23 protein-coding genes are annotated in these 20,073 nt (G+C 60.5%); 13 read left to right on the top strand and 10 right to left on the bottom strand.

Features of this window, described 5'->3' with window-relative positions:
• Positions 1 to 215 precede the first annotated feature (215 nt).
• From alr to ACR0JN_RS04390, 11 genes are all read left to right on the top strand, one after another.
• Positions 216 to 1,250 carry an alanine racemase gene (alr, locus tag ACR0JN_RS04340; RefSeq protein WP_480884479.1) on the top strand — a complete coding sequence of 345 codons (1,035 nt, stop codon included), beginning with the start codon at positions 216 to 218 and terminating at the stop codon, positions 1,248 to 1,250.
• Positions 1,247 to 2,029: an MlaE family ABC transporter permease gene (locus tag ACR0JN_RS04345; RefSeq protein ID WP_480884480.1), complete on the top strand. Its 783-nt coding sequence runs from the start codon at positions 1,247 to 1,249 to the stop codon at positions 2,027 to 2,029. The genes alr and ACR0JN_RS04345 overlap by 4 nt, the downstream gene beginning before the upstream one ends.
• On the top strand, positions 2,026 to 2,772 hold the full coding sequence (locus ACR0JN_RS04350) for an ABC transporter ATP-binding protein (protein WP_480815437.1): 747 nt from the start codon (positions 2,026 to 2,028) through the stop codon (positions 2,770 to 2,772). The genes ACR0JN_RS04345 and ACR0JN_RS04350 overlap by 4 nt, the downstream gene beginning before the upstream one ends.
• Positions 2,773 to 2,775: 3 nt before the next feature.
• Positions 2,776 to 3,219 carry a hypothetical protein gene (locus ACR0JN_RS04355; protein ID WP_480815436.1) on the top strand — a complete coding sequence of 148 codons (444 nt, stop codon included), beginning with the start codon at positions 2,776 to 2,778 and terminating at the stop codon, positions 3,217 to 3,219.
• A 74-nt stretch (positions 3,220 to 3,293) separates the two neighbouring features.
• Complete coding sequence (locus ACR0JN_RS04360; protein WP_480815435.1) at positions 3,294 to 3,743, top strand: paraquat-inducible protein A; 450 nt, start codon at positions 3,294 to 3,296, stop codon at positions 3,741 to 3,743.
• A 148-nt stretch (positions 3,744 to 3,891) separates the two neighbouring features.
• Complete coding sequence (locus tag ACR0JN_RS04365; RefSeq protein WP_480884481.1) at positions 3,892 to 4,674, top strand: DNA repair protein; 783 nt, start codon at positions 3,892 to 3,894, stop codon at positions 4,672 to 4,674.
• A gap of 133 nt (positions 4,675 to 4,807) precedes the next feature.
• A complete protein-coding gene (gene radA / locus ACR0JN_RS04370; RefSeq protein WP_480884482.1) occupies positions 4,808 to 6,172 on the top strand; it encodes a DNA repair protein RadA in 1,365 nt (454 codons plus the stop codon).
• Between the two features lie 41 nt (positions 6,173 to 6,213).
• Positions 6,214 to 6,780: a CvpA family protein gene (locus ACR0JN_RS04375; RefSeq protein WP_480815432.1), complete on the top strand. Its 567-nt coding sequence runs from the start codon at positions 6,214 to 6,216 to the stop codon at positions 6,778 to 6,780.
• Between the two features lie 489 nt (positions 6,781 to 7,269).
• Positions 7,270 to 8,793 (top strand): amidophosphoribosyltransferase, encoded by a 1,524-nt coding sequence (gene purF / locus ACR0JN_RS04380; RefSeq protein WP_480884483.1) that lies wholly within the window; start codon positions 7,270 to 7,272, stop codon positions 8,791 to 8,793.
• Positions 8,794 to 9,074: 281 nt separating this feature from the next.
• Positions 9,075 to 9,323, top strand: coding sequence for a hypothetical protein (locus tag ACR0JN_RS04385; protein ID WP_480815430.1), 249 nt, complete (start codon positions 9,075 to 9,077; stop codon positions 9,321 to 9,323).
• Between the two features lie 42 nt (positions 9,324 to 9,365).
• On the top strand, positions 9,366 to 10,010 hold the full coding sequence (locus ACR0JN_RS04390; RefSeq protein WP_480884484.1) for an SDR family NAD(P)-dependent oxidoreductase: 645 nt from the start codon (positions 9,366 to 9,368) through the stop codon (positions 10,008 to 10,010).
• 58 nt (positions 10,011 to 10,068) lie between these two features.
• On the opposite strand, the gene ACR0JN_RS04395 is transcribed toward ACR0JN_RS04390, so the two are convergent.
• The 4 genes from ACR0JN_RS04395 to ACR0JN_RS04410 all read right to left on the bottom strand — a co-directional run bounded on the left by ACR0JN_RS04395 (position 10,069) and on the right by ACR0JN_RS04410 (position 12,584).
• A complete protein-coding gene (locus ACR0JN_RS04395) occupies positions 10,069 to 10,911 on the bottom strand; it encodes an ATP-binding protein (protein WP_480884485.1) in 843 nt (280 codons plus the stop codon).
• 117 nt (positions 10,912 to 11,028) lie between these two features.
• Entirely contained in the window at positions 11,029 to 11,907 is an 879-nt protein-coding gene (gene tatC, locus ACR0JN_RS04400; protein WP_480815427.1) for a twin-arginine translocase subunit TatC, read from the bottom strand.
• A complete protein-coding gene (tatB, locus tag ACR0JN_RS04405; RefSeq protein ID WP_480884486.1) occupies positions 11,904 to 12,362 on the bottom strand; it encodes a Sec-independent protein translocase protein TatB in 459 nt (152 codons plus the stop codon). Before tatB ends, tatC begins: the two co-directional genes overlap by 4 nt.
• 6 nt (positions 12,363 to 12,368) lie before the next feature.
• Entirely contained in the window at positions 12,369 to 12,584 is a 216-nt protein-coding gene (locus tag ACR0JN_RS04410) for a twin-arginine translocase TatA/TatE family subunit (protein ID WP_117868756.1), read from the bottom strand.
• A 221-nt stretch (positions 12,585 to 12,805) separates the two neighbouring features.
• Here ACR0JN_RS04410 and ACR0JN_RS04415 point away from each other — a divergent pair, with 221 nt between their 5' ends.
• Complete coding sequence (locus ACR0JN_RS04415) at positions 12,806 to 13,111, top strand: hypothetical protein (protein WP_480815425.1); 306 nt, start codon at positions 12,806 to 12,808, stop codon at positions 13,109 to 13,111.
• A 21-nt stretch (positions 13,112 to 13,132) separates the two neighbouring features.
• Complete coding sequence (locus tag ACR0JN_RS04420; protein ID WP_480884487.1) at positions 13,133 to 13,804, top strand: helix-turn-helix transcriptional regulator; 672 nt, start codon at positions 13,133 to 13,135, stop codon at positions 13,802 to 13,804.
• A 61-nt stretch (positions 13,805 to 13,865) separates the two neighbouring features.
• On the opposite strand, the gene ACR0JN_RS04425 is transcribed toward ACR0JN_RS04420, so the two are convergent.
• From ACR0JN_RS04425 to ACR0JN_RS04450, 6 genes are all read right to left on the bottom strand, one after another.
• Positions 13,866 to 15,038, bottom strand: a complete 1,173-nt coding sequence (locus ACR0JN_RS04425) for a peptidoglycan DD-metalloendopeptidase family protein (RefSeq protein WP_480884488.1) — start codon at positions 15,036 to 15,038, stop codon at positions 13,866 to 13,868.
• Positions 15,039 to 15,101: 63 nt separating this feature from the next.
• On the bottom strand, positions 15,102 to 15,752 hold the full coding sequence (locus ACR0JN_RS04430; protein WP_480614631.1) for a protein-L-isoaspartate(D-aspartate) O-methyltransferase: 651 nt from the start codon (positions 15,750 to 15,752) through the stop codon (positions 15,102 to 15,104).
• On the bottom strand, positions 15,749 to 16,531 hold the full coding sequence (surE, locus tag ACR0JN_RS04435) for a 5'/3'-nucleotidase SurE (protein ID WP_480884489.1): 783 nt from the start codon (positions 16,529 to 16,531) through the stop codon (positions 15,749 to 15,751). Before surE ends, ACR0JN_RS04430 begins: the two co-directional genes overlap by 4 nt.
• A gap of 113 nt (positions 16,532 to 16,644) precedes the next feature.
• Positions 16,645 to 17,730, bottom strand: a complete 1,086-nt coding sequence (locus ACR0JN_RS04440; RefSeq protein WP_480815421.1) for an ABC transporter ATP-binding protein — start codon at positions 17,728 to 17,730, stop codon at positions 16,645 to 16,647.
• An 80-nt stretch (positions 17,731 to 17,810) separates the two neighbouring features.
• Positions 17,811 to 18,857, bottom strand: coding sequence for a methyltransferase domain-containing protein (locus ACR0JN_RS04445; RefSeq protein ID WP_480884490.1), 1,047 nt, complete (start codon positions 18,855 to 18,857; stop codon positions 17,811 to 17,813).
• Positions 18,858 to 18,959: 102 nt separating this feature from the next.
• Positions 18,960 to 20,072, bottom strand: coding sequence for a hypothetical protein (locus ACR0JN_RS04450; RefSeq protein ID WP_480884491.1), 1,113 nt, complete (start codon positions 20,070 to 20,072; stop codon positions 18,960 to 18,962).
• Between the last annotated feature and the right edge of the window lies 1 nt (position 20,073).

Genomic DNA, 20,073 nt, shown 5'->3' on the forward strand with positions numbered 1-20,073 from the left:
GGAGGGTAAACGATCCGGAGGTCGCTTCCCGTTTGATACTCAGGCCCGGACAATCCATATACGGTTAACCTTGCGTCAGAATCTACCCGGCTGTTTCCCTGTCTGCACGAAACTTTGCGCACATCCAGCCGGAAGCCGCCTATGTCGCACAAAACTCATGCAGAATTGCCCGAAACCCTCTTGACCTGCAGCAATCCGATGTCATGAACAGGCCCATGAGTACTGCACGTTTAACGATCAATCTTCAGGCCGTTGCCAGCAACTGGCGGGCGCTGGATGCAAAGACGGATGTCGAAACCGGTGCCGTGGTTAAGGCCGATGGCTACGGCCTGGGCGCAGGACCTGTGGCGGACGCGCTGGCCGAGGAAGGCGTGCGCAAATTCTTTGTCGCCGTCGCCGAAGAAGGGGCTGCCGTGCGCGAGGCCGTTGGCGACGGCCCGATGATCTGTGTGTTCTCCGGGCATATGGAGGGCGACACAGACCTGCTGCGCGCGCATGACCTGACACCACTGATCAACGCGCCCGAACAGTTTCAGCGCCATGTCGACGCCCTGCCCGACCACGCCTTCGGCATCCAGCTTGACAGCGGCATGAATCGGCTGGGACTGGAACCTCAGGACTGGGCCGAACTCCGGCCCAAAGCCGAGGCGCTGAACCCGGTGGTCGTGATGTCGCACCTGGCCTGCGCGGATGAGCCCGATCATCCGATGAACCGCCAGCAGTTAAACACCTTCCGCGAGATGACCGACGGCGTCACCGCCCCAAGGTCTCTGGCGGCGACCGGCGGCATCCTTCTGGGCCCCGAGTTCCATTTTGACTTCTGCCGCCCTGGCGTGGGGCTCTATGGCGGGATGCCTTTCGAGGGGGCCAAACCGGTGGTCACCGTTGACCTGCCCGTCATCCAGGTCCGCGCGCTCGAAATAGGTGAGACCGTTGGCTACGGCAACACCTGGACCGCGCGCCGCCCCTCGCGGATTGCGACGGTGGCTGCGGGCTATGCAGATGGGCTGCATCGCGCGATTGGCGGCGGTATCGACGCCTTCGCGGGGAATAAGCCCTGCCCTGTTGTGGGCCGCATCTCGATGGACCTGATCACGGTCGATGTGACCGACCTGCCCCACGACCCTGAACGCCTGCGCATTCTGAACGGGCACCAAACTGTCGATGATCTGGCCGAGGCCGCAGGCACCATCGGGTACGAAATCCTGACCTCGCTGGGCAGTCGGTTTTCCCGGGGATACGTGGAATGAACCCCCTGGCCGTGCTGGGCGGGCTTGGTCGCGCTGTTCTGAACATCATGGCCACCTTTGGCCGCGTAGCCCTGTTCTCGCTGGACGCGATTTCCCACATCTTCCGCCCACCCTACTACCCGCGCGAATTTGCCGTGGCGCTGATGAATATCGGCTGGCTGTCCCTACCCGTTGTCGGCCTGACCGCCATCTTCACCGGCGGTGCGCTGGCACTGCAGATTTATGCCGGTGGTGCGCGCTTTAACGCCGAGGCTGTGGTGCCCCAGATCGTCGCTATCGGCATGGTGCGAGAGCTTGGCCCAGTGCTGGTCGGCCTGATGATCGCCGCTCGCGTGACTTCATCTATCGCCGCCGAGATCGCCACGATGAAAGTAACCGAGCAGATCGACGCGCTGGTCACGCTGTCCACGCACCCAATGAAATACCTCACCGCGCCGCGCGTGCTGGCCGCCCTGATCACCGTGCCTGCGCTGGTCGCCATCGGAGACATCATAGGCATCGCGGGCGGTTACATGGTTGCCACTCAAAATCTGGGCTTCAACCCGGCAGCCTACCTAAAAAACACCGTCGATTTCCTTGAGACACGCGACATCGTCTCGTCGCTGGTAAAAGGGGCCGCCTTCGGCGTGATCGCCGCCATTATGGGCTGCTATTACGGCATGTCCTCGGGTCGTGGCGCGCAGGGCGTAGGCCGCGCCACCAAAGGCTCGGTCGAGGCCGCCGCCGTTCTGATCCTAGCCGCCAATTTTGTCCTCACAGGGGTGTTCTTCTCGCTATGATCCGGATGGAGAACGTACATAAGGCCTTTGACGAAAACCACGTCCTGCAGGGTATGAACCTTGAGATTCCCAAGGGTACCTCGATGGTCATCATCGGAGGCTCGGGTACGGGAAAATCGGTGGCGCTGAAATGCATCCTTGGTCTGATCAAGCCCGACAGTGGCATGATTTATGTCGACGGCAAAGACGCATCCAAAGGCGACCGCGACGCCTTTCTGGCCCGGTTCGGGATGCTGTTTCAGGGCGCGGCGTTGTTTGACTCGCTGCCCGTGTGGCAAAACGTGGCCTTCCGCCTGCTGCGCGGTCCGCTGAAACGTCCGCCGGAATACGCCCGCGAAATCGCCATCGAGAAACTACGCCGCGTTGGTCTGAAATCCAACGTCGCCGACCGTTTCCCCTCGGAACTGTCGGGCGGGATGCAGAAACGCGTGGGCCTGGCCCGCGCCATCGCCGCCGAGCCCGAGATCATCTTTTTCGACGAGCCCACCACCGGGCTGGACCCGATCATGTCCGGCGTCATCAACGACCTGATCCGCGAAATCGTGACCGAGATGGGTGCCACCGCGATGACGATCACCCACGACATGAGTTCCGTCCGCGCGATTGCCGACAACGTGGCGATGCTGCATGACGGGGTGATCCAGTGGACCGGACCGGTCGGACAGATGGATGCCTCGGACGATCCGTATTTGGAGCAGTTTATCAGCGGGAGCGCAGAGGGGCCGATTGAGGCGGTGCGGTAGTTGATGCTGTCTTTTCTTCTATTCTTTGCAACTTGGTCTTACCTAATTGTAGCTTTGCAAGTGATGTCCGGCTTTCCCCCATTATACGTGCATTGGGGGGGAGCCCATCAGCGACCGGGCTATAAGAAAGATACGCTCAACTTATTTTTACCCAAAGGCTACCTACTTTTTGCAAGCTTGGGTTTAGTTGTACTGGCAGCGGCAGTCGAAATTCCAATTCTCGCTGCTGTTGCTGCAATCGCACCCGCCTATCTCGGGTTTACAGTCAGAGAATTTCTAAAAAAGGAGTGTGATCTACCCTATCCTTTAATCGATTTTGTTCGTCTTCGTTTACCGCCTTTTGGCCAAGTAACTGATCGATGGCCGATGCTCGTTTTTGATGTTTGGACTGTGGCCTTGTCTCTTGTGATCCCTGCCACCATTCTCTTTCAAGCCCACTTGCACTAGTGGCCGTTAAAAATACGCCTAACCAAACCGCCTTCGGAAAGGCCTTTAATACTGGAGAAATAGCGAATCCAAGAATGCTCCGCCTCGCCACCCTCTCCCTGCTAATCCTCTACCCCATCGCATGGTTCGCGCCGCTGATGCGCGCCGGCCTTCTGCCGATCTTCGGCCTCAGCGAAATCAGCGTCATCACCGGGCTGCAGTCCTTGTGGAAATCAGACATCTTCCTTGCGCTGGTCGTAACCCTCTTCGCCCTCGTCGCGCCCTTTATCAAAACCATCGGCACCGCCCTGATCCAATGGAACCTGCTGGACCCGCGCGTCCAGCCCGCGCTGAACATCCTTGGCAAGCTGGCGATGGCCGATATTTTCCTGATCGCGCTCTACATCACGCTGGCCAAGGGAATCTCTTACGCGACCATTGAAACCGCATGGGGGCTGTACCTGTTCACAGGCTGCATTCTGGCCTCGCTCGCCGTGGGCCATATTACAGAGATGACATTCGGATCACGAAAACCTCAGACGTGATTGATTGAAAACGCATTTCTAAGTATCATTTAGATATTTCGAGCAGCAACGTGTTTGTAGTTCACGGGTCCTCAGCGGATCGTATCGTGCTTTTTGATCGTCCGCTTTGACCCGGTTTCGTATCGGTTAAAGAAGGAGATCGACAATCATGGCCGCCCTTCACTCAGTCACATTGCAATTCCAGAATGCCTTTTTGAAACTTACATTTTTTCTGATCTGCGCCGCGGCTTTATTCGCGGTCACTTCCACTCTGCTCTCGGCTTTCGGCGTCCTACCCTGGCTGTCCATGCAAGCCGGATTGGGCGGGGGTGAGGTCATTGACGCAGGCCTTTATTTCCAGATTGGCCTGACCGCGCTGATCCTGATGCTGGCCTTCTACCTGCCGTCAAGCGCCCGCATGATGGCGCTGGAACGGACTCACCGGAACTTCTCGCTAAACATGCAGGACGTGGCCGGGGCCTATCAGCTTGCCCATGCCGCCGACCGCAGCGGCGCGTTTGCTCTGTCTTCTGAATTCGACGCGGTCAAGGAACGTATGGCGTTTCTGCGTGATCATCCGGATCTGCAGGGGCTTGAGCCGCAGGTGCTGGAACTGGCCGCGCAGATGAGCCAAATCAGTCAGGAACTAGCTGACACTTATGGCGACGCCAAGGTGGACCGCGCGCGCACCTTCCTGAAACAGCGGCAGGAAGAGGTTGAACAATTCCAGCACCGGATCGAAGAGGCTCAAGTCATCCAGCACGAACTGCGCCAGTGGACCCGCGATATCGAGATCGAGGAATCCATCGCCAAATCCCAACTGTCGCGCCTACGGGATGAACTGTTCGACCTGCTGCCCGAACTGTCGGCGCAACTGCAATCCCCCTCGGACGATCGCGATCCCACTGCCTCGAGCGTGGTTGCCATGACCCCGCCGCGCGCGGCCGAATAACCACCCGCCCCGGCGCGTAAGCGCCTGCCGCGGTCGACGGCCCCGCAGGGCCCGAGGCCGCGGCACGCCGCCGGCGGAGATGAATGCCCGCAAGGGCTTGAAGAACCGCCCGTCCTCGGGCACGAATTGCGCCATGGCAAAGACGACTTCTTTCTCCTGCTCGGCCTGTGGCGCAACGCATACCCGGTGGTCCGGGCGCTGCGACGCTTGCGGCGATTGGAACACCATTATTCAGGACGTGCCGCTTTCGGCTGGCCCGGCCAAAAAATCCCTCGGCGGCAAGCGGGGCCAGCCCATCGCACTCACGGACCTGTCGACCGAGGAAACGCCCCCGCCCCGCACCCTCTGCGGGGTCGAGGAACTGGACCGCGTGTTGGGTGGCGGCCTCGTTCCCGCCTCGGCCCTGTTGGTGGGCGGAGATCCCGGCATCGGCAAATCCACCCTGCTGTTGCAGGCCGCTGCGCGTTTTGCCCGGGCGGGAGTGAAAACCGTCTATGTCTCGGGCGAAGAAGCCAGCGCGCAGGTCCGCATGCGCGCCCGCCGTCTGGGGCTTGAGGACGCGCCGGTGCATCTGGCGGCCGAAACCAACCTGCGGGATATCCTGACGACGCTTGAGGCTGAAAAACCTGGCCTTGCCATTATCGACTCGATCCAGACCATGTGGGCCGACAATGTGGACAGCGCGCCGGGCTCGGTGTCACAAGTCCGGGCCGCTGCGCATGAATTGACCACGTTTGCGAAACGACACGGGGTCTCGATCATCATGGTCGGCCATGTCACCAAAGAAGGCCAGATCGCAGGACCGCGCGTGGTGGAACACATGGTTGACACAGTGCTCTATTTCGAGGGCGAACGCGGGCATCAGTTCCGCATCCTGCGCGCGGTCAAGAACCGCTTTGGCCCTGCCGACGAGATCGGCGTCTTCGAAATGACTGGCAAGGGACTGGCCCAAGTCACCAATCCCTCGGCCCTGTTCCTGTCGGAACGCGGCACGCCCAGCCCCGGTTCCGCCGTGTTTGCAGGCATCGAAGGCACCCGCCCCGTTCTGGTTGAATTGCAGGCACTGGTGGCCCCATCCCCCCATTCCCAACCCCGCCGAACGGTTGTTGGCTGGGACAGCGGGCGGCTCGCGATGATCCTCGCGGTGCTCGAAGCGCGGTGCGGAATCCCCTTCGCGGGCCTTGATGTCTATCTAAATGTTGCCGGAGGCCTGAAGGTCAGCGAACCCGCCGCCGACCTCGCCGTGGCCGCCGCATTACTCAGCGCGCGCGAGGATACTGCCCTGCCCGCCGACACCGTCGTTTTCGGAGAAATCTCGCTATCCGGGGCACTTAGACCGGCCCCGCAGACCGAAAACAGGTTGAAAGAAGCGCAAAAACTTGGTTTCACAGCGGCAATTGCTCCGGCAGGTGGCAAAACCGGCACTGTGGCAGGTCTGACACTCACCCGACCCTCTGATTTGGTTGGGTTTGTTGGCGAAACCTTCGGAGCAGGTTAAGGTCGCGCCCTGAGGGGCAGCAAAAAGAACAGGCGAGGGCCATGGAAGGTTTTACAATTATTGACGGGGTTGTGGCCCTGATCATCGTGCTGTCAGGCATTCTGGCCTATTCGCGCGGTTTCATGCGCGAGGTTCTGGCCATCGCAGGCTGGGTCGCCGCCGCCGTTCTGGCCTTTATCTTCGCACCGCAAGCGGTTCCTTTGGTCAAAGAAATCCCGGTTGTCGGGGATTTCCTGCGCGACAGCTGCGAATTGTCGGTCATCACCGGGTTCGCAGCCGTGTTCGCAATCGCGTTGATCGTTGTCAGCATCTTCACCCCGCTGTTCTCGTCGCTGGTGCAGCGTTCGGCTCTGGGTGGTCTGGATCAGGCGCTTGGCTTTTTCTTCGGCATCGCGCGTGGCATCCTGCTGGTTGCCATCGCCTTCTTTGTCTACGACACGGTCATGACTGGTCAGTCCTATACGATTGTGGACGAAAGCCGCTCGGCCAAGGTGTTTGAACAGTTCAGCGGCAAGATCGAAGAACAGAACCCGGAAGAGGCGCTGGGTTGGGTCACAGCGCAGTACGAGGAACTGGTGGCAAGCTGCACCGCAGGCGCGAACCAGTAAGCACTCTCGGCTTCTCGATACGCAAAAGCCCGGTGCGATCCGGGCTTTTTCATTTCAGGTCAGACGAACCCTTCGCCACCGCAAACGGTACAGCGGATGGTCTTGAGCCCAACGCACCCGTCACACCGGCTAAACAGCGGTTTGCCATAGATGTCCCGACTTTTGATAACCTCGCCCGCCCCGTTGCAGATCTGACAAGGCGCACGCCCCTGCCCCCGACAGCGGTGGCACCGCCGCTTGACCGGCTCTTGCTTCTTTGATGGCGGCTTATTCTGCCACATCCCAGTCCGTTTCCTGCACCTGCGACCGGTCGTGATGACCGAACCAACGACATGACAGCACATAAGGCCACACTTGTCATCAACCCCGACCGACAACCGGACTGGCAGAAATACCACCTGCGGCAAAACGTGAATGTGATCCTTTGATGACAGCCGCGCCAATAGGCATTATGTGGAGGCCAAACCGTCACGGAATCGGAGCCCGTACATGTGTGGGATTTTGGGGATCGCAAGCCGGACACATGATGTCTTTGCGGAAATCTATGACGGGCTGCTGATGCTGCAGCACCGGGGTCAGGACGCCTCGGGCATCGTGACCTATAACGGCGAGTTCTTCCGCGAGAAAAAGGCCAACGGTTTAGTCAAGGATGTCTTCAACGCAGGCGACGCAGAAACCCTGTTGGGTCGGGTCGGGATGGGCCATGTCCGCTATCCCACCGCAGGCTCGCTGAGCGCGGCTGAGGCGCAGCCGTTTTTCGTAAACGCGCCCTACGGCATCTATCTAGTTCATAACGGCAATATCACCAACACCGAGGCGCAGCGGGAAAAAGTCACCGGCAAGTACAGCCGGCACCTGCGGACCACCTCGGATTCCGAAATCCTGCTGAACGTTCTGGCCGACAAGGTCGCCGATGCCATTAAGGTGAACGGCAATGCCGACCCGATCCGCAATATCTTTGCCGGTGTGAAGATGACGATGGAACGGGTTCAAGGTGCTTATTCAGCGATCTGCCTGATTGCTGGTGTCGGCATGCTGGCCTTCCGCGATCCTTATGGCATCCGTCCTTTGTCGGTGGCCAAGCGCGAAGCACCGGGGGACGGCGACGACTATGCCTTCGCCTCCGAGGACGTGGCGTTCGGCATCAACGGCTTCGACAAGCTTCGCGACCTGCACCCGGGTGAAGCGATCCTGATCGACCTCGACGGCAACATGCACGAGTTCCAGGCCGTCGAAGGTAAGCTGACCCCCTGTATCTTTGAATATGTCTATCTGGCGCGGCCGGATTCGCTGTTGGATGGCGTGTCGGTCTACAAGACTCAGATGCGCATGGGGCAAACCCTGGCCAAGCAGATCAAGGACTCGGGGCTGGAGATCGACAGGATCATCCCTGTGCCTGACAGCGCCCGCCCTGTTGCGTTGGAGGCCGCCAAGATCACCGGCATCCCCTATCGCGAAGGCCTGGTCAAAAACCGCTATGTCGGGCGCACCTTCATCATGCCCGGTCAGGAAGAGCGGCAAAAATCCGTGCGCCGCAAGCTGAACGCGGTTCCGCTGGAATTCAAGGGCCACAATGTCCTGCTGATCGACGACTCGATCGTGCGCGGCAACACGATCAAGAAGATCGTCCAGATGTGCCGCGAGGCTGGTGCCAAGAAGGTCTATATCGCCAGCGCCTCACCGCCCGTGAAATACCCCAACGTCTACGGCATCGACATGCCTACCAAGCACGAGTTGATCGCCAACGGCAAAGAGATCGAGGAAATCCGGCAGGAACTGGGTGCCGACGCGCTGTTCTACCAACATCTCGACGATCTGATCTGGGCGGCTAAAGAGGGCAATCCGGATATCGAGGCCTTCGATTGCTCCTGTTTTGACGGCAACTACATCACCGGCAGTGTCAGCGAAGACTATCTGGACAGTCTGGAAAACAGCAGCCGGGTCAGCAAAAAGCGCGAAGATATGCAGGTTGTGGGCGGGTCGTGGAATGCGGCCAAGCTGGCTTCTGGCTAAGGGAGGCTGATCGTCAATCTAGCGGCGAATCGTTGCCAGTCTGGCGGGAATGATCGGCGGTGTTTTGGGGTAGTGATCCCTCGCGATATACGTCGATTGGTGGAATTCCGCCACAACCCAGTGATGAACCCGCCGCGATTGCAACGACTTCCTCAAAAGCCTATTTCGCGCTGATGCTTTGCGCATCTTGACGCCTTTCTGTCACCTCCGGGCTTTGGTATCGGGCGCGCAACTGCCACTCACTCGATAAGGGGGTTCGGGCCGCGCCCGATCCACGGAATATGTCAAACGCCACCGTCAAAAGCGCGGCCACGCAGAAGGGCGCGCTAAAGAAGAACTCTGTCTCGGTTCTGGGGATTTTCGGTCCCAAAGCGGACCTGCACGCGCTGATGCGTATGTCCTCGGGGCGGGTGAAAAAGGTCAAGACCGGCAGCCGGGTCGCCTCGGGCAAGGTCATGGCTATTGATGAACAGGGCGTCATGCTGCGACAAAGCGGCCAGACCCTGCGGATCGCCATTCCAGGCAGCTAATCATGCCTTGACGCGTCGCGCGCGGGCGTTCAAACCGCCCTCATGACCGATCAGACCAAAATTGCCCTTATCACCGGGGCCTCTCGCGGGTTGGGCGCGGCGCTGGCCGAAGCGCTGGCACCCGAGTACCACATCGTCGCCGTCGCCCGTACCACCGGCGGGCTTGAGGAGTTGGACGACCGCATTCAGGCCAGGGGCGGTTCTGCCACATTGGCCCCGATGGATATCGCGGACCCGAACGCCATGGCGACCTTGTGCCGGGGCATCCATGACCGTTGGGGAAAGGTCGATCTGTGGCTGCACACGGCTGTCCATACCTCGGCCCTGACGCCTGTGCATTTTGTCGATCCCAAGGAATGGACCAAGGCGGTCAACATCAACGCCAATGCTACATCCGTTCTGATCCCTTACATCGCCCCTCTGCTGGGCGAGGCGGGTCATGCGGTTTTCTTTGACGATCCCAAGGCGGGTGAGAAATTCTATGGCATCTACGGCGCGACCAAGGCCGCGCAGATGGCATTGGCCCGCAGCTGGCAGGCGGAAACCGAACGCACCGGGCCGCGCGTTTCCATCGTCGAACCTGCGCCCATGCCAACCGCAGTGCGTGCGCGGTTTCATCCGGGCGAAGACCGTGAAGGCCTAGCCAATACTGCGGATGAGGCGGCGCGGATAGTGGCGCAGTTGTAGGAATGGCCCTTTGGGCCATGCCCCTGGCGGGGATATTTTTGGCCAGATGAAGTTCGGATCAGGCGATATGGGTACCGTTGCGCCCGGCGAGGTCGACGAAGAATTGCCAGGCGACACGGCCTGAGCGCGCGCCCCGGGTGGCCTGCCATTCGATCGCTTCGGCGCGCAGGGTGTCGGGATCGGTTTTGACGCCGTATGCGGCGCAGTAGCGGTCGATCATGGCGAGGTATTCGTCCTGATCGCAGGGGTGGAAGCCCAGCCACAGGCCGAACCGGTCGGAGAGCGAGACTTTCTCCTCAACCGCCTCGGACGGGTTGATGGCGCTTGAGCGTTCGTTTTCGATCATGTCCCGCGGCATCAGGTGGCGGCGGTTCGATGTCGCATAGAACACCACGTTTTCCGGGCGGCCTTCGATACCGCCATCCAGCACCGCCTTGAGCGATTTGTAGTGCTGGTCATCGTGGCTGAACGACAGGTCATCGCAGAACAGGATGAACCTATGCGGCGCGGCGCGCAGGTGGTTCAGCAGGCGCGCGACCGAACCCATATCCTCACGCTGCAACTCGACCAGCTTCAGGTCGGGATGGTCAGCTTGCAGCGTGCCGTGAACCGCCTTGACGAGGCTGGACTTGCCCATCCCGCGCGCACCCCACAGCAGCGCATTATTGGCCTTGAACCCGGAAGCGAAGCGGCGGGTGTTGTCCAGCAGCGTATCGCGGGACCGGTTGATGCCCACCAACAGGTGCAGATCGACCCGGTTGACCTGCGCGACCGGCTCAAGACGGTCCGGTTCCACATGCCAGACAAAGGCAGAGGCCGCATTGAAATCGGGTGCTGCCAGAGGGGCCGGAGCCATGCGTTCCAACGCGTCGGCGATACGGTTCAGGGCTTGGTCGTCCATTGGGGCCTCCGGCTCGTGTTTTGGCGTTCAAATCACGTTCCATGCGGCGCAACAAGGGCTGGCAACGAAAAAGGCGCGCCATCTGAAGGCGCGCCTGTTCCACTTAAGCGGTTGTTGTTACTTGTCGTCCTCGGCCTCAGCCATAAGGTCCTCATCCGCTTCGGCCTCGTCGTCATAATAACCGTCGGCGCGCAACTGTTCTTCGCGCTTTCGCTCGACGCGGGCGACGAGGAAGATCGACACTTCGTAGAGGCCGTAGACCACCACGAACAGAATGATCTGCGTAATCACATCAGGTGGCGTGACCAAAGCGGCCAGCACCAGAATGGCAACAACTGCGTATTTGCGGACCGAGCCCAGCCCCTCGGCGCTGACCAGCCCGGCCTTGCCCATCAGGGTCAACAAAACCGGCAATTGGAAACACAGACCAAAGGCCACGATGAATTTGATCGTCAGGTTCAGATATTCCTGCGCCGAGCCCTGAAACACCACGCTTAGCGGAGCGGCCGCGGCCTCATCCACCACGGCTTCGCCTTCGGCACCGAATTGCTGGAAGCCCAGGAAGAAGTCATAAGCCAGCGGCGTCACGACATAGAATGCAAAGCTGGCCCCCAACAGGAACATGAAGGGTGAGGCCAGCATGAAGGGCAGAAAGGCGTTCTTCTCGGACTTGTAAAGCCCGGGCGCCACGAAGCGCCACATCTGCATTCCGATATAGGGAAACGCCAGAATGAACCCGCCCAGCAGCGAGACCTTGATGGCGACAAAGAACCCCTCCTGCGGCGAGATGAAGATCAACCCGCAATCCTGCCCGCGATCGGCCAGAACCGCGCACAAAGGATGCGTCAGGAAGTTGAAGATCGGCGTGGCCACCGTGAAGCAGATGATCATGCCAATCAGAAAGGCCACGACGCTGTGAATCAACCGCGTGCGCAGCTCGGTCAGATGCTCGATCAAGGGGGCCGAGGTATCTTCGATCTCGTCGGTTTTGCTCATGTCTTGCTTTCAGTGTCCAGCGCGGCTTCGGCCTCTTCCGCTTTGGCCAGCGCGTCTGCAGCTTCCTTTGCCTTGCGCTCGGCTGCGGCACGGGCGGTTGTGGCCTGAATCTTCTTGGCCTGTTCAGCCCGTTCAGCGGCCAGTTTTCCGGTTTCGCTGTCGGGATCGAACTTGGTCGGGTCGATGCTTTTGGCCATATCCTGCGCCGCCTGTTTCACGCCATCCATCGCACTGCCGACGGGGTTCGCCGCCGTGTTCAGACCTTTCTTGATTTCGTTCACCCCGGCTTCATCCGCCGCCTCGTTCATCGCGTTGGTGAACTCACGCGCCATGCCGCGCGCCTTGCCGACAAAGCGCCCGATATTGCGGAACAGCACCGGCAGGTCCTTTGGCCCCACGACAATCAGGGCGACGATGCCGATGATCAGAAGCTCGGTCCAGCCCAGATCAAACATCTGGACTTAGACCTTGTCTTTCTCGGTCTCGGGTGTGACGTCCTTGGCCAGTTCGGACGCGTCCTGCTCCAGCTCTTCCGAACCGTCTTTGACGCCCTTCTTGAACGCTGTGATGCCCTTGCCCACTTCGCCCATCAGCGAGCTGATCTTGCCGCGGCCAAACAGCACCAGAACCACAACGGCGATCAGCAGCAGGCCGGGAAGGCCGATATTGTTAAGCATGTCTTGTCTCCTTCTGCGTCGGCGCGGGCGCGCCGGGAATATGATCTGAGCCCGTGTCTACGCCCGGACGGCCGTCCGAGAAAGTGAGGCAGATCAAATCCGCGCATGAAAGTGAACGAATCGCGCGTTTTTTGCAGGCTGGCTTTTCTCAACTGACAGGTTTATGTCAGTTGAAGGGGTCTATGACGACGATACCGAAACCAAGGTCAACGGAGAACCACATGACCCATGTCGCAGAAATCGTCACCTTCACCCTCGCCGAAGGCACAACCGCAGACGAGTTCGTGAAACTGAGCCAAGCGTCCGAGGGCTTTGTCCGAACGGCCCCCGGCTTTGCCCACCGCCAGCTGAGTCAGGGCACTGATGGCCGCTGGACGGATTATGTCGTCTGGGCGGATATGAAATCCGCGCAGGATGCGGCTGCCGCCTTCATGCAGCAGGAATGCGCGGCGGCGATGATGGCGGTGATCAACCCAGACAGCGTCCAGATGCGCCATGAGACTGTGCTATGGAACATGACCGCCTGATGGCGGCTCGTGCGGTGTAACATGCGCCGCACGGATCGCCTGTTCGATATCATCCAGATCCTGCGCGACGGCAAACTGCACCGCGCGCAGGACATCGCGGACCGACTCGAGGTGTCGGTCCGCACCATTTATCGCGACATGGACACACTGGTGGCCTCGGGCGTCCCGGTCGAAGGCGAACGCGGCGTGGGCTATATGGTGCGCGAACAGATCACTCTGCCGCCGCTGAACCTGACACCCGAGGAACTCGAAGCCCTGAACCTCGGGATGGCCATCGTGGCCGAAGCAGCCGACCCCGACCTTAAAGCCGCCGCCGAGAGCCTCGCCGACAAGATCGACGCAGTACTGCCGACGCAGGTGGTAGCCCAGGCGGATACATGGAAATTCGCCGTCTACCCTTTTGCCGATGTCGCGCGCGGTTTGGCCCACATGGCCCCGATCCGCGCAGCCATAAAGTCCCGCCAGAAACTGCACCTGTCCTATTGCCGGATCGACGGCGTGCTGACGGACCGAACCATCCGCCCCCTGCACATGGAATATTGGGGCCGCGTCTGGACACTGACCGCATGGTGCGAACTACGTCAGGGCTTCCGCGTCTTCCGCATCGACCTGATCGAAGACGTCACGCCCCTGCCCGAACTGTTCCAAGATGACCCCGGCAAATGTCTCAGCGACTACGACCCAAACGCGTGATCCGCCCTTCATCTGGCCAAAAATATCCCCGCCGGAGGCATGGCCCAAAGGGCCATTCTGGTCACTTCAGGTATGGCTCCGGATCAACCGATTCAAACCCCTCACGCACCTCAAAGTGGACATACGCGTTATCCCCACCCCGTAGTTGCGCAAGCTTCTGGCCGCGCCGGACCCGGTCGCCTTTCTTGACCGTGATCTCTTCGACATTGGCATAGACTGTCAGCAGATCGTTGTTGTGCTTGACCACGATTATCGGCACTTGATCCGCATCAGCGGTGATCGCTGCAACCGTCCCGGCCTCAGCCGCCTGAACAGCGGTTCCGGGCGAGGCTGCGATGTCGATCCCTTCGTTCTTGCCCTTGTCATAGGTCCGAATGATACGCCCCGTCACCGGCAAAGACAGCGCCGAAGAACTGGAGTTGCTGGGTGCCTCAGCCGTCACATCAGGCGGCTCGGCCAGCGGTGCCACATTTTCATCCGGCAAGGGCTGCGTCGCACTTGGCGGCGTGGGCGTCGGCGACCCTTGGCCCGGTTGCGTCACATTTGTCGCCGGCTCAGCCGGAGCGGCGGCTGCCGTCTGGCGCGGTGCGGACTGGTTCTTGACCGGGATCAGAAGGAACTGACCTTCGCGGATGGCGAAATCCGGACCCAGCCCGTTCCATTCGGCCAGCGATTCCACCGGCACCTGATACAAGCGCGAAACCGTATAGGCCGTTTCGCCGCGCTTGACCTTGTGCCGGACCGGCTCGGGGCCAACCGGCGCAGGGGCCGGTGCGGGCGCAGTTCTGGCGGGTTCCAGCGTCGTGGTCTGAACCCCTCCGGACGCTGGGGCCTGATCAATTGCCGCCCCCGCAACGGCAGCAATGTCGACACCACTGCCAGCACCAACCGAACGTGGCAAGGCGACGATTTCACCCTCTCGTAGCTTGTCAGTCGGCTGCAGCCCGTTGAACCTTGCCAATTCACCTTCGGGCAAGCCGACGCGGGCGGCCACATCGCTGACCTTGTCGCCCCGCTGGGCTACGGCCACCTGATAGCTCGGATAAGAGATCACCCCACGCCCGTCCGGTGTCGGGCGGCTGGTGGTTGCGGATTGCGCCGCGTCGGTGGTCGAAAACCCGCCGACCTGACCGCGCAGGTCATAGTCCAACGGCCCCTCGCACCCGGCCAATATGGCCAGGGCTGCCACCCCGGTCGCACAGCGGCGCATCGCTGATTTAGAAACTGCTCTCATAACGTCTGCCCTCAACACCTGCCCCTGTTTTCCGGGGTTCCGGTGACTAAATCGTAAAGCCTGTTACGTTTCATCCTTCCCGAGCCCCTCAATCAGAGGCACGAAACGAACTGCCGTCAATTCGTCGTAGTCCAGACCATCCTCGGTGCGCGTCACCTTGATCAACTGCTGCACCGCATCCGACTGTCCCACGGGTAAGACCATAATACCCCCGATTTTAAGCTGCGCCAAGAGCGGTCCCGGCGGATCTTCGGCGGCGGCGGTCACAATGATCCGATCAAACGGCGCTTGCTCCGGCAAACCGAACGAGCCATCGGACAGCATTGCCGTGACATTGGTTAGCCCTAACTCGCGAAACAGCTTGCCGGTTTCGTTGACCAGCCGCCTGTGGCGTTCGACCGTATAGACCCGGCGCGCCAGCTTGGACAGGATCGCCGCCTGATAGCCCGACCCGGTGCCGACCTCCAACACCGTGTCCCGGGGGCGCACGTCCAGCGCCTGAGTCATCAAGCCAACGACGGAAGGCTGGCTGATCGTCTGCCCGCAGGCAATCGGCAGTGGCATATCCTCATAGGCGCGGTCCGCGAACAGGCCAGTGACGAAGCGGCCGCGATCGACCTGCTCCATTGCCTCAAGAACGCGCGCGTCCCGGACGCCGCGCTTGCGCAGGGCGAACAGGAACTGCATGACGATTTCTGGATCGAGCCCGCTCATTCGATTGACTTCAACGCCCCCAGCACATCATGCGCCGTCAGATCGGCCCGCATCGGCGTGACCGAGATGTAGCCTTCCAGATTTACCGCCGCATCCGTTCCCGGCGCGGTCGGATTGTGCTGATAGCCGCCCTTGATCCACAGGAAACGCCGACCCGAGGGCGAGCTGTGCGGCTCGACCGAGAAATGGGTGTCCTTGCGAAACCCTTGCGGCGCAACGCGGGTGCCTAGGACTTCATCTGCGGGGACAGGTGGGAAATTCACGTTATAGAACAGGCGGTAATCGCCATGCTCTGCCGGTGTTGCGTCCAGAACGCGGCGCACCAGATCGGCCCCGAACCGAGCGGCGGATTCGAACGGGTCTTCCAGACCCAAATTGCGCGGGCCGAAATACTGCGACAGGGCTATGGCAGGAATGCCCTGCAGCGCAGCCTCCATCGCGCCGCCAATTGTGCCGGAATAGAGCGTATTTTCAGCCGAGTTATTCCCCCGGTTGACCCCTGATAACACCAGATCAGGCGGGCAATCGGTCATCACGTCATGCAGGCCAGCCAGAACACAATCGGCCGGAGAGCCCTCGGCGGCAAAGCGGCGCTCATCCAGCTTCGCGATCATCATCGGGCGGGTGTAGCTGATGCAATGCCCGACACCGGATTGCTCGAACGCAGGCGCGACGACCCAGACCTCGCCATCCGGACCGGCCAGCTCGGCGGCAATCGCTTCAAGCGTGATCAAGCCCGGGGCGTTGATCCCGTCATCATTGGTCAGAAGAATACGCATGTGCCCGCTTTACCCCCACGTTTGGCCCTTGATAGACCCGCCCCCGCGCTGCGGCAAGCGACGCAACGGCGCTATCTGCGGCATTCCCGCACCACTTGGGCGGAAATTACTGCTCAGACAGGGAAGACAAAGCAGCGGTCGCGGCGAATGGTCAGCCACATGACCCGTCCCGGCCCCGGCACAAAGACATTTGGCACGGTCGCTTTCAGGATTGATCCGTCATAATCCATGCGGAACTCGACCAAGCTTTCATTGCCAAGGAAGCGCGCGCGTTCGACGACACCCCGTGCAGCCACCCCGTCAGTTGGCGTTGGCAAAGGCCCCTTGCCGTTGCGGTCAAAGTCCAGCTTGACGTGCTGGGGCCGAAAAACGATCTCAACATCCGTTCCGTCCGGATAGCCCGGTGCCAGAAACTGGCCAAAGGGTGTCTGGGCCAGCGCCCCATTCACTTGCGCCTGCAACACATTGACATCACTGAAAAACGCAACCGCAGCCTTATCCGCAGGTCGAGTATAAACGTTATACGGCGCACCCTGCTGCACGATCTTGCCGCGCCGCATCAGGGCGATTTCGTCGGCCATGCGCATTGCCTCTTCCGGTTCATGCGTGACCAGAAGAACGGCGGCGTCTTCTTCCTTGAGGATCGCCAGCGTCTCATCCCGGATACCATCGCGCAGGCGGTTGTCGAGGCCCGAGAACGGTTCATCCATCAGCATGATCCGCGGGCGCGGGGCCAGTGCGCGGGCCAGCGCGACCCGTTGCTGCTCGCCCCCCGACAACTGATGCGGGAAGCCGTCGATGAAGCGCATCAGGTCGACTTTTCGCAGCAGCTCCTCAACCCGCGCGCGTTTCTCGTCCTTACTGCCCCGCAGCCCGAAGGCCACGTTGTTGGCCACGCTCAAATGCGGGAACAGGGCAAAGTCCTGAAACATCAGGCCAATCTCGCGCCGTTCGGGCGGCACCCGAAACACCGTGTCGCAGATCAGCTTGCCGTCGACGTAAATCTCGCCCGAGTCCTGCATCTCGACCCCGGCGATCATGCGCAGGGTCGTGGACTTGCCGCAACCGGACGGCCCCAAAAGACACGTCACCCGCCCCGCCTGAACCGTCAGCGAGACGTCATCCACAACAAGCCGCCCCTCGAACCGGCGGATAATATTGCGAATTTCCAGACGAGGAGGAGTTACGTCTACTGTCACCGATGGGCCCCATTGCCTTTCCCGATTGATTTCATCGGGCTTGGGCGGGGATAGCAACCCCGCCCGTCAGGCGCAAGTGATCAGCAGCATCCGCCCGTGGCAGGCGCGCCCGTAGATTCAAACGGGCTTTCCCCGCCCCAGCCCTCGAAAATGCCGTAATGGGTCGAGAAATCGCCGATAAAGTCGAAATGCCGGGCAAAACGGGTGTTGTTCAGCATCATCCAGGTATTGCCACAGACCGGGAAGACCTTGCCTGTTTCGATCAGGTGGTGATCGTCCAGAACAAATTCGTACGGCGCGTTTGGAACGGTGCCTTTGTAGATCACCGCCTGACCGTAATCCTCGCAGGCTGGTTCCAGTTCGGGCAGCTTGAACAGACGATAGGTCGCCGACAGGAAGTTCAGCGGCGCAACGCGTTCTTCCAACACAGGGTTTTCAATGGTCAGCGGGCGGTGCGTCACCCGGCGCGGATCACCGAAACCGGCTGCGCGCGACATGGACAGGAAGTCATTCCAATAGAGCGCACCGGACAGGCATTCACCGTACAAAACCTCATCCTCGGCCATCGCTTTCGGCACCCGGCGGTCTGCGTAGACGTCCGAGAAGTACATCTCACCCCCGTCCTTCAACAGCCGGTGCGCACCGCGCAGAACGGCGGCCTTGTCGGTGGCAAGGTTTATGACGCAGTTCGACACGATGATATCGAAGCTGCCCGGCTCAAGGTCCAACTCGTCCAACTTTTCGATATAGCCGTGGTGGAATTCGACGTTGCTGGCAGAATGCCCAAAGGCCTGCGCGTGATAGTCCTGATGCGCCCGGGCGACGTCGAGTTGTTCGGGCGTCATATCCACCCCAACGACGCGCCCCGTTTCCCCGACCATCGCCGACAGAGCATAAACATCCCGGCCCGCGCCGCATCCCAGATCGAGGATGTGCATCCCCTCAAGATCCAGCGGTGCGATCAGGCCGCAGCCGTAATAGCGGGTCAGCACGTCATCGTGGATTTTGGACAGGATTTTCTTGACATGATCCGGCATGTCATCGGGCGTACAACACGCATTTGTCTGCAGGTCCGCGCTGCTTTGCAGGACTTCGCCATAGTAGTTCTGCACCGATTCATGCTTCATCGCAGACTTCCCTCCCTATATCCTGAACCGCAGCTAATGCAGAGCGCCCGTCTTCGCAATACGGCGATTGGAACTTTGACAAAAGCGTGAGCGGCCCGGCGCTTATTCCAGCAACTCAAAGTCGACGCTGGCCCGCACCTTGCCGTTGACCTGAATGTCCAGCTTATGCGCCCCCGGAACCAGTTTGAACGTGGTCGCATTGGCTTTTAGCTTGTGCATCTTTTTCAGTTGCAGTTCGCCGCCTTCCAGAACTGCCTGTTTCAGCTTGTGCACTTTGGCCGAGGTTCTTCCGCCAGGTCGCTGAAAGTGAATGATATAATCCACCAGAACCGGCTGCGCATCCGCCCCTTGCAGTGAGACCGAAAACTCCAGCACGTCGCCGATGCGGGCATCCCTCGCAATCTTTACGGCCACCTCCATCTCAGCGTCCGGATCATAGCCGAGCATCTTCATCGCGTCCGGATGCCCGGCCTTGACCAGACCGCGCAAGGTGTGGGAGGTCATCCAATCCAGCTCACCCGCAGTCTGTCGCCCCTCGCTGTGCCACGCCCGCAGGCGGTTCAAAACAAGATCAGGGTCTTTCTTGGTGATATCGTTCAGATGGTTCGCCACCGACCTCGTCACATATCGCGTCCCGTCGCTGTGCAGCCGATCCAGCAAGGGCAACGGGTCCGACACCTCCAACCCAACCGCCTGCCCCCATGGTAGACGCGGCCGCGTGCCTTCGCTGACCAGCCGACGCACGTGATAACTTTCGTGGGTGCACCAGGCCCGCATCCGGTCCAGCACCAGATCGGGCCAGCGGTTCAGAAACGGGCGAATTGCCCATTCCATCGAAAAGCGCTGCGTTAGTTCCTCAAGAACATCCAGCGCCTGTTCGGGTTGTTCGATGCCAACCATCGCCACCCATTCCCCCAAAGGCGCGAAGATGAAATCGCCGAAATCATCATCCGTTTTGCCGGGGTCCAGAGGCGGCGGCAGAGCCTTCAGGATCACCGGGGCGACCTGCGGTAACTCTCCGGGAAAGACCTCCTGCAGGCACTCGGCGATCCACGCGATCCGCTCTTTCAATTCAAGGTTCAAGAGGCGAGACATGACACGAGCTTGAAACGCTTCCGCGTCGAAGGATGGGTCAGCCTGTGCAAACAGACCAGCCAGATAGCGCGTCTTGTCCGCGTTAAACAGCTGATCCTTTAGAGAAAAACCTTGAGCCATC

It is taken from the genome of Ruegeria sp. G12, assembly GCF_056533565.1.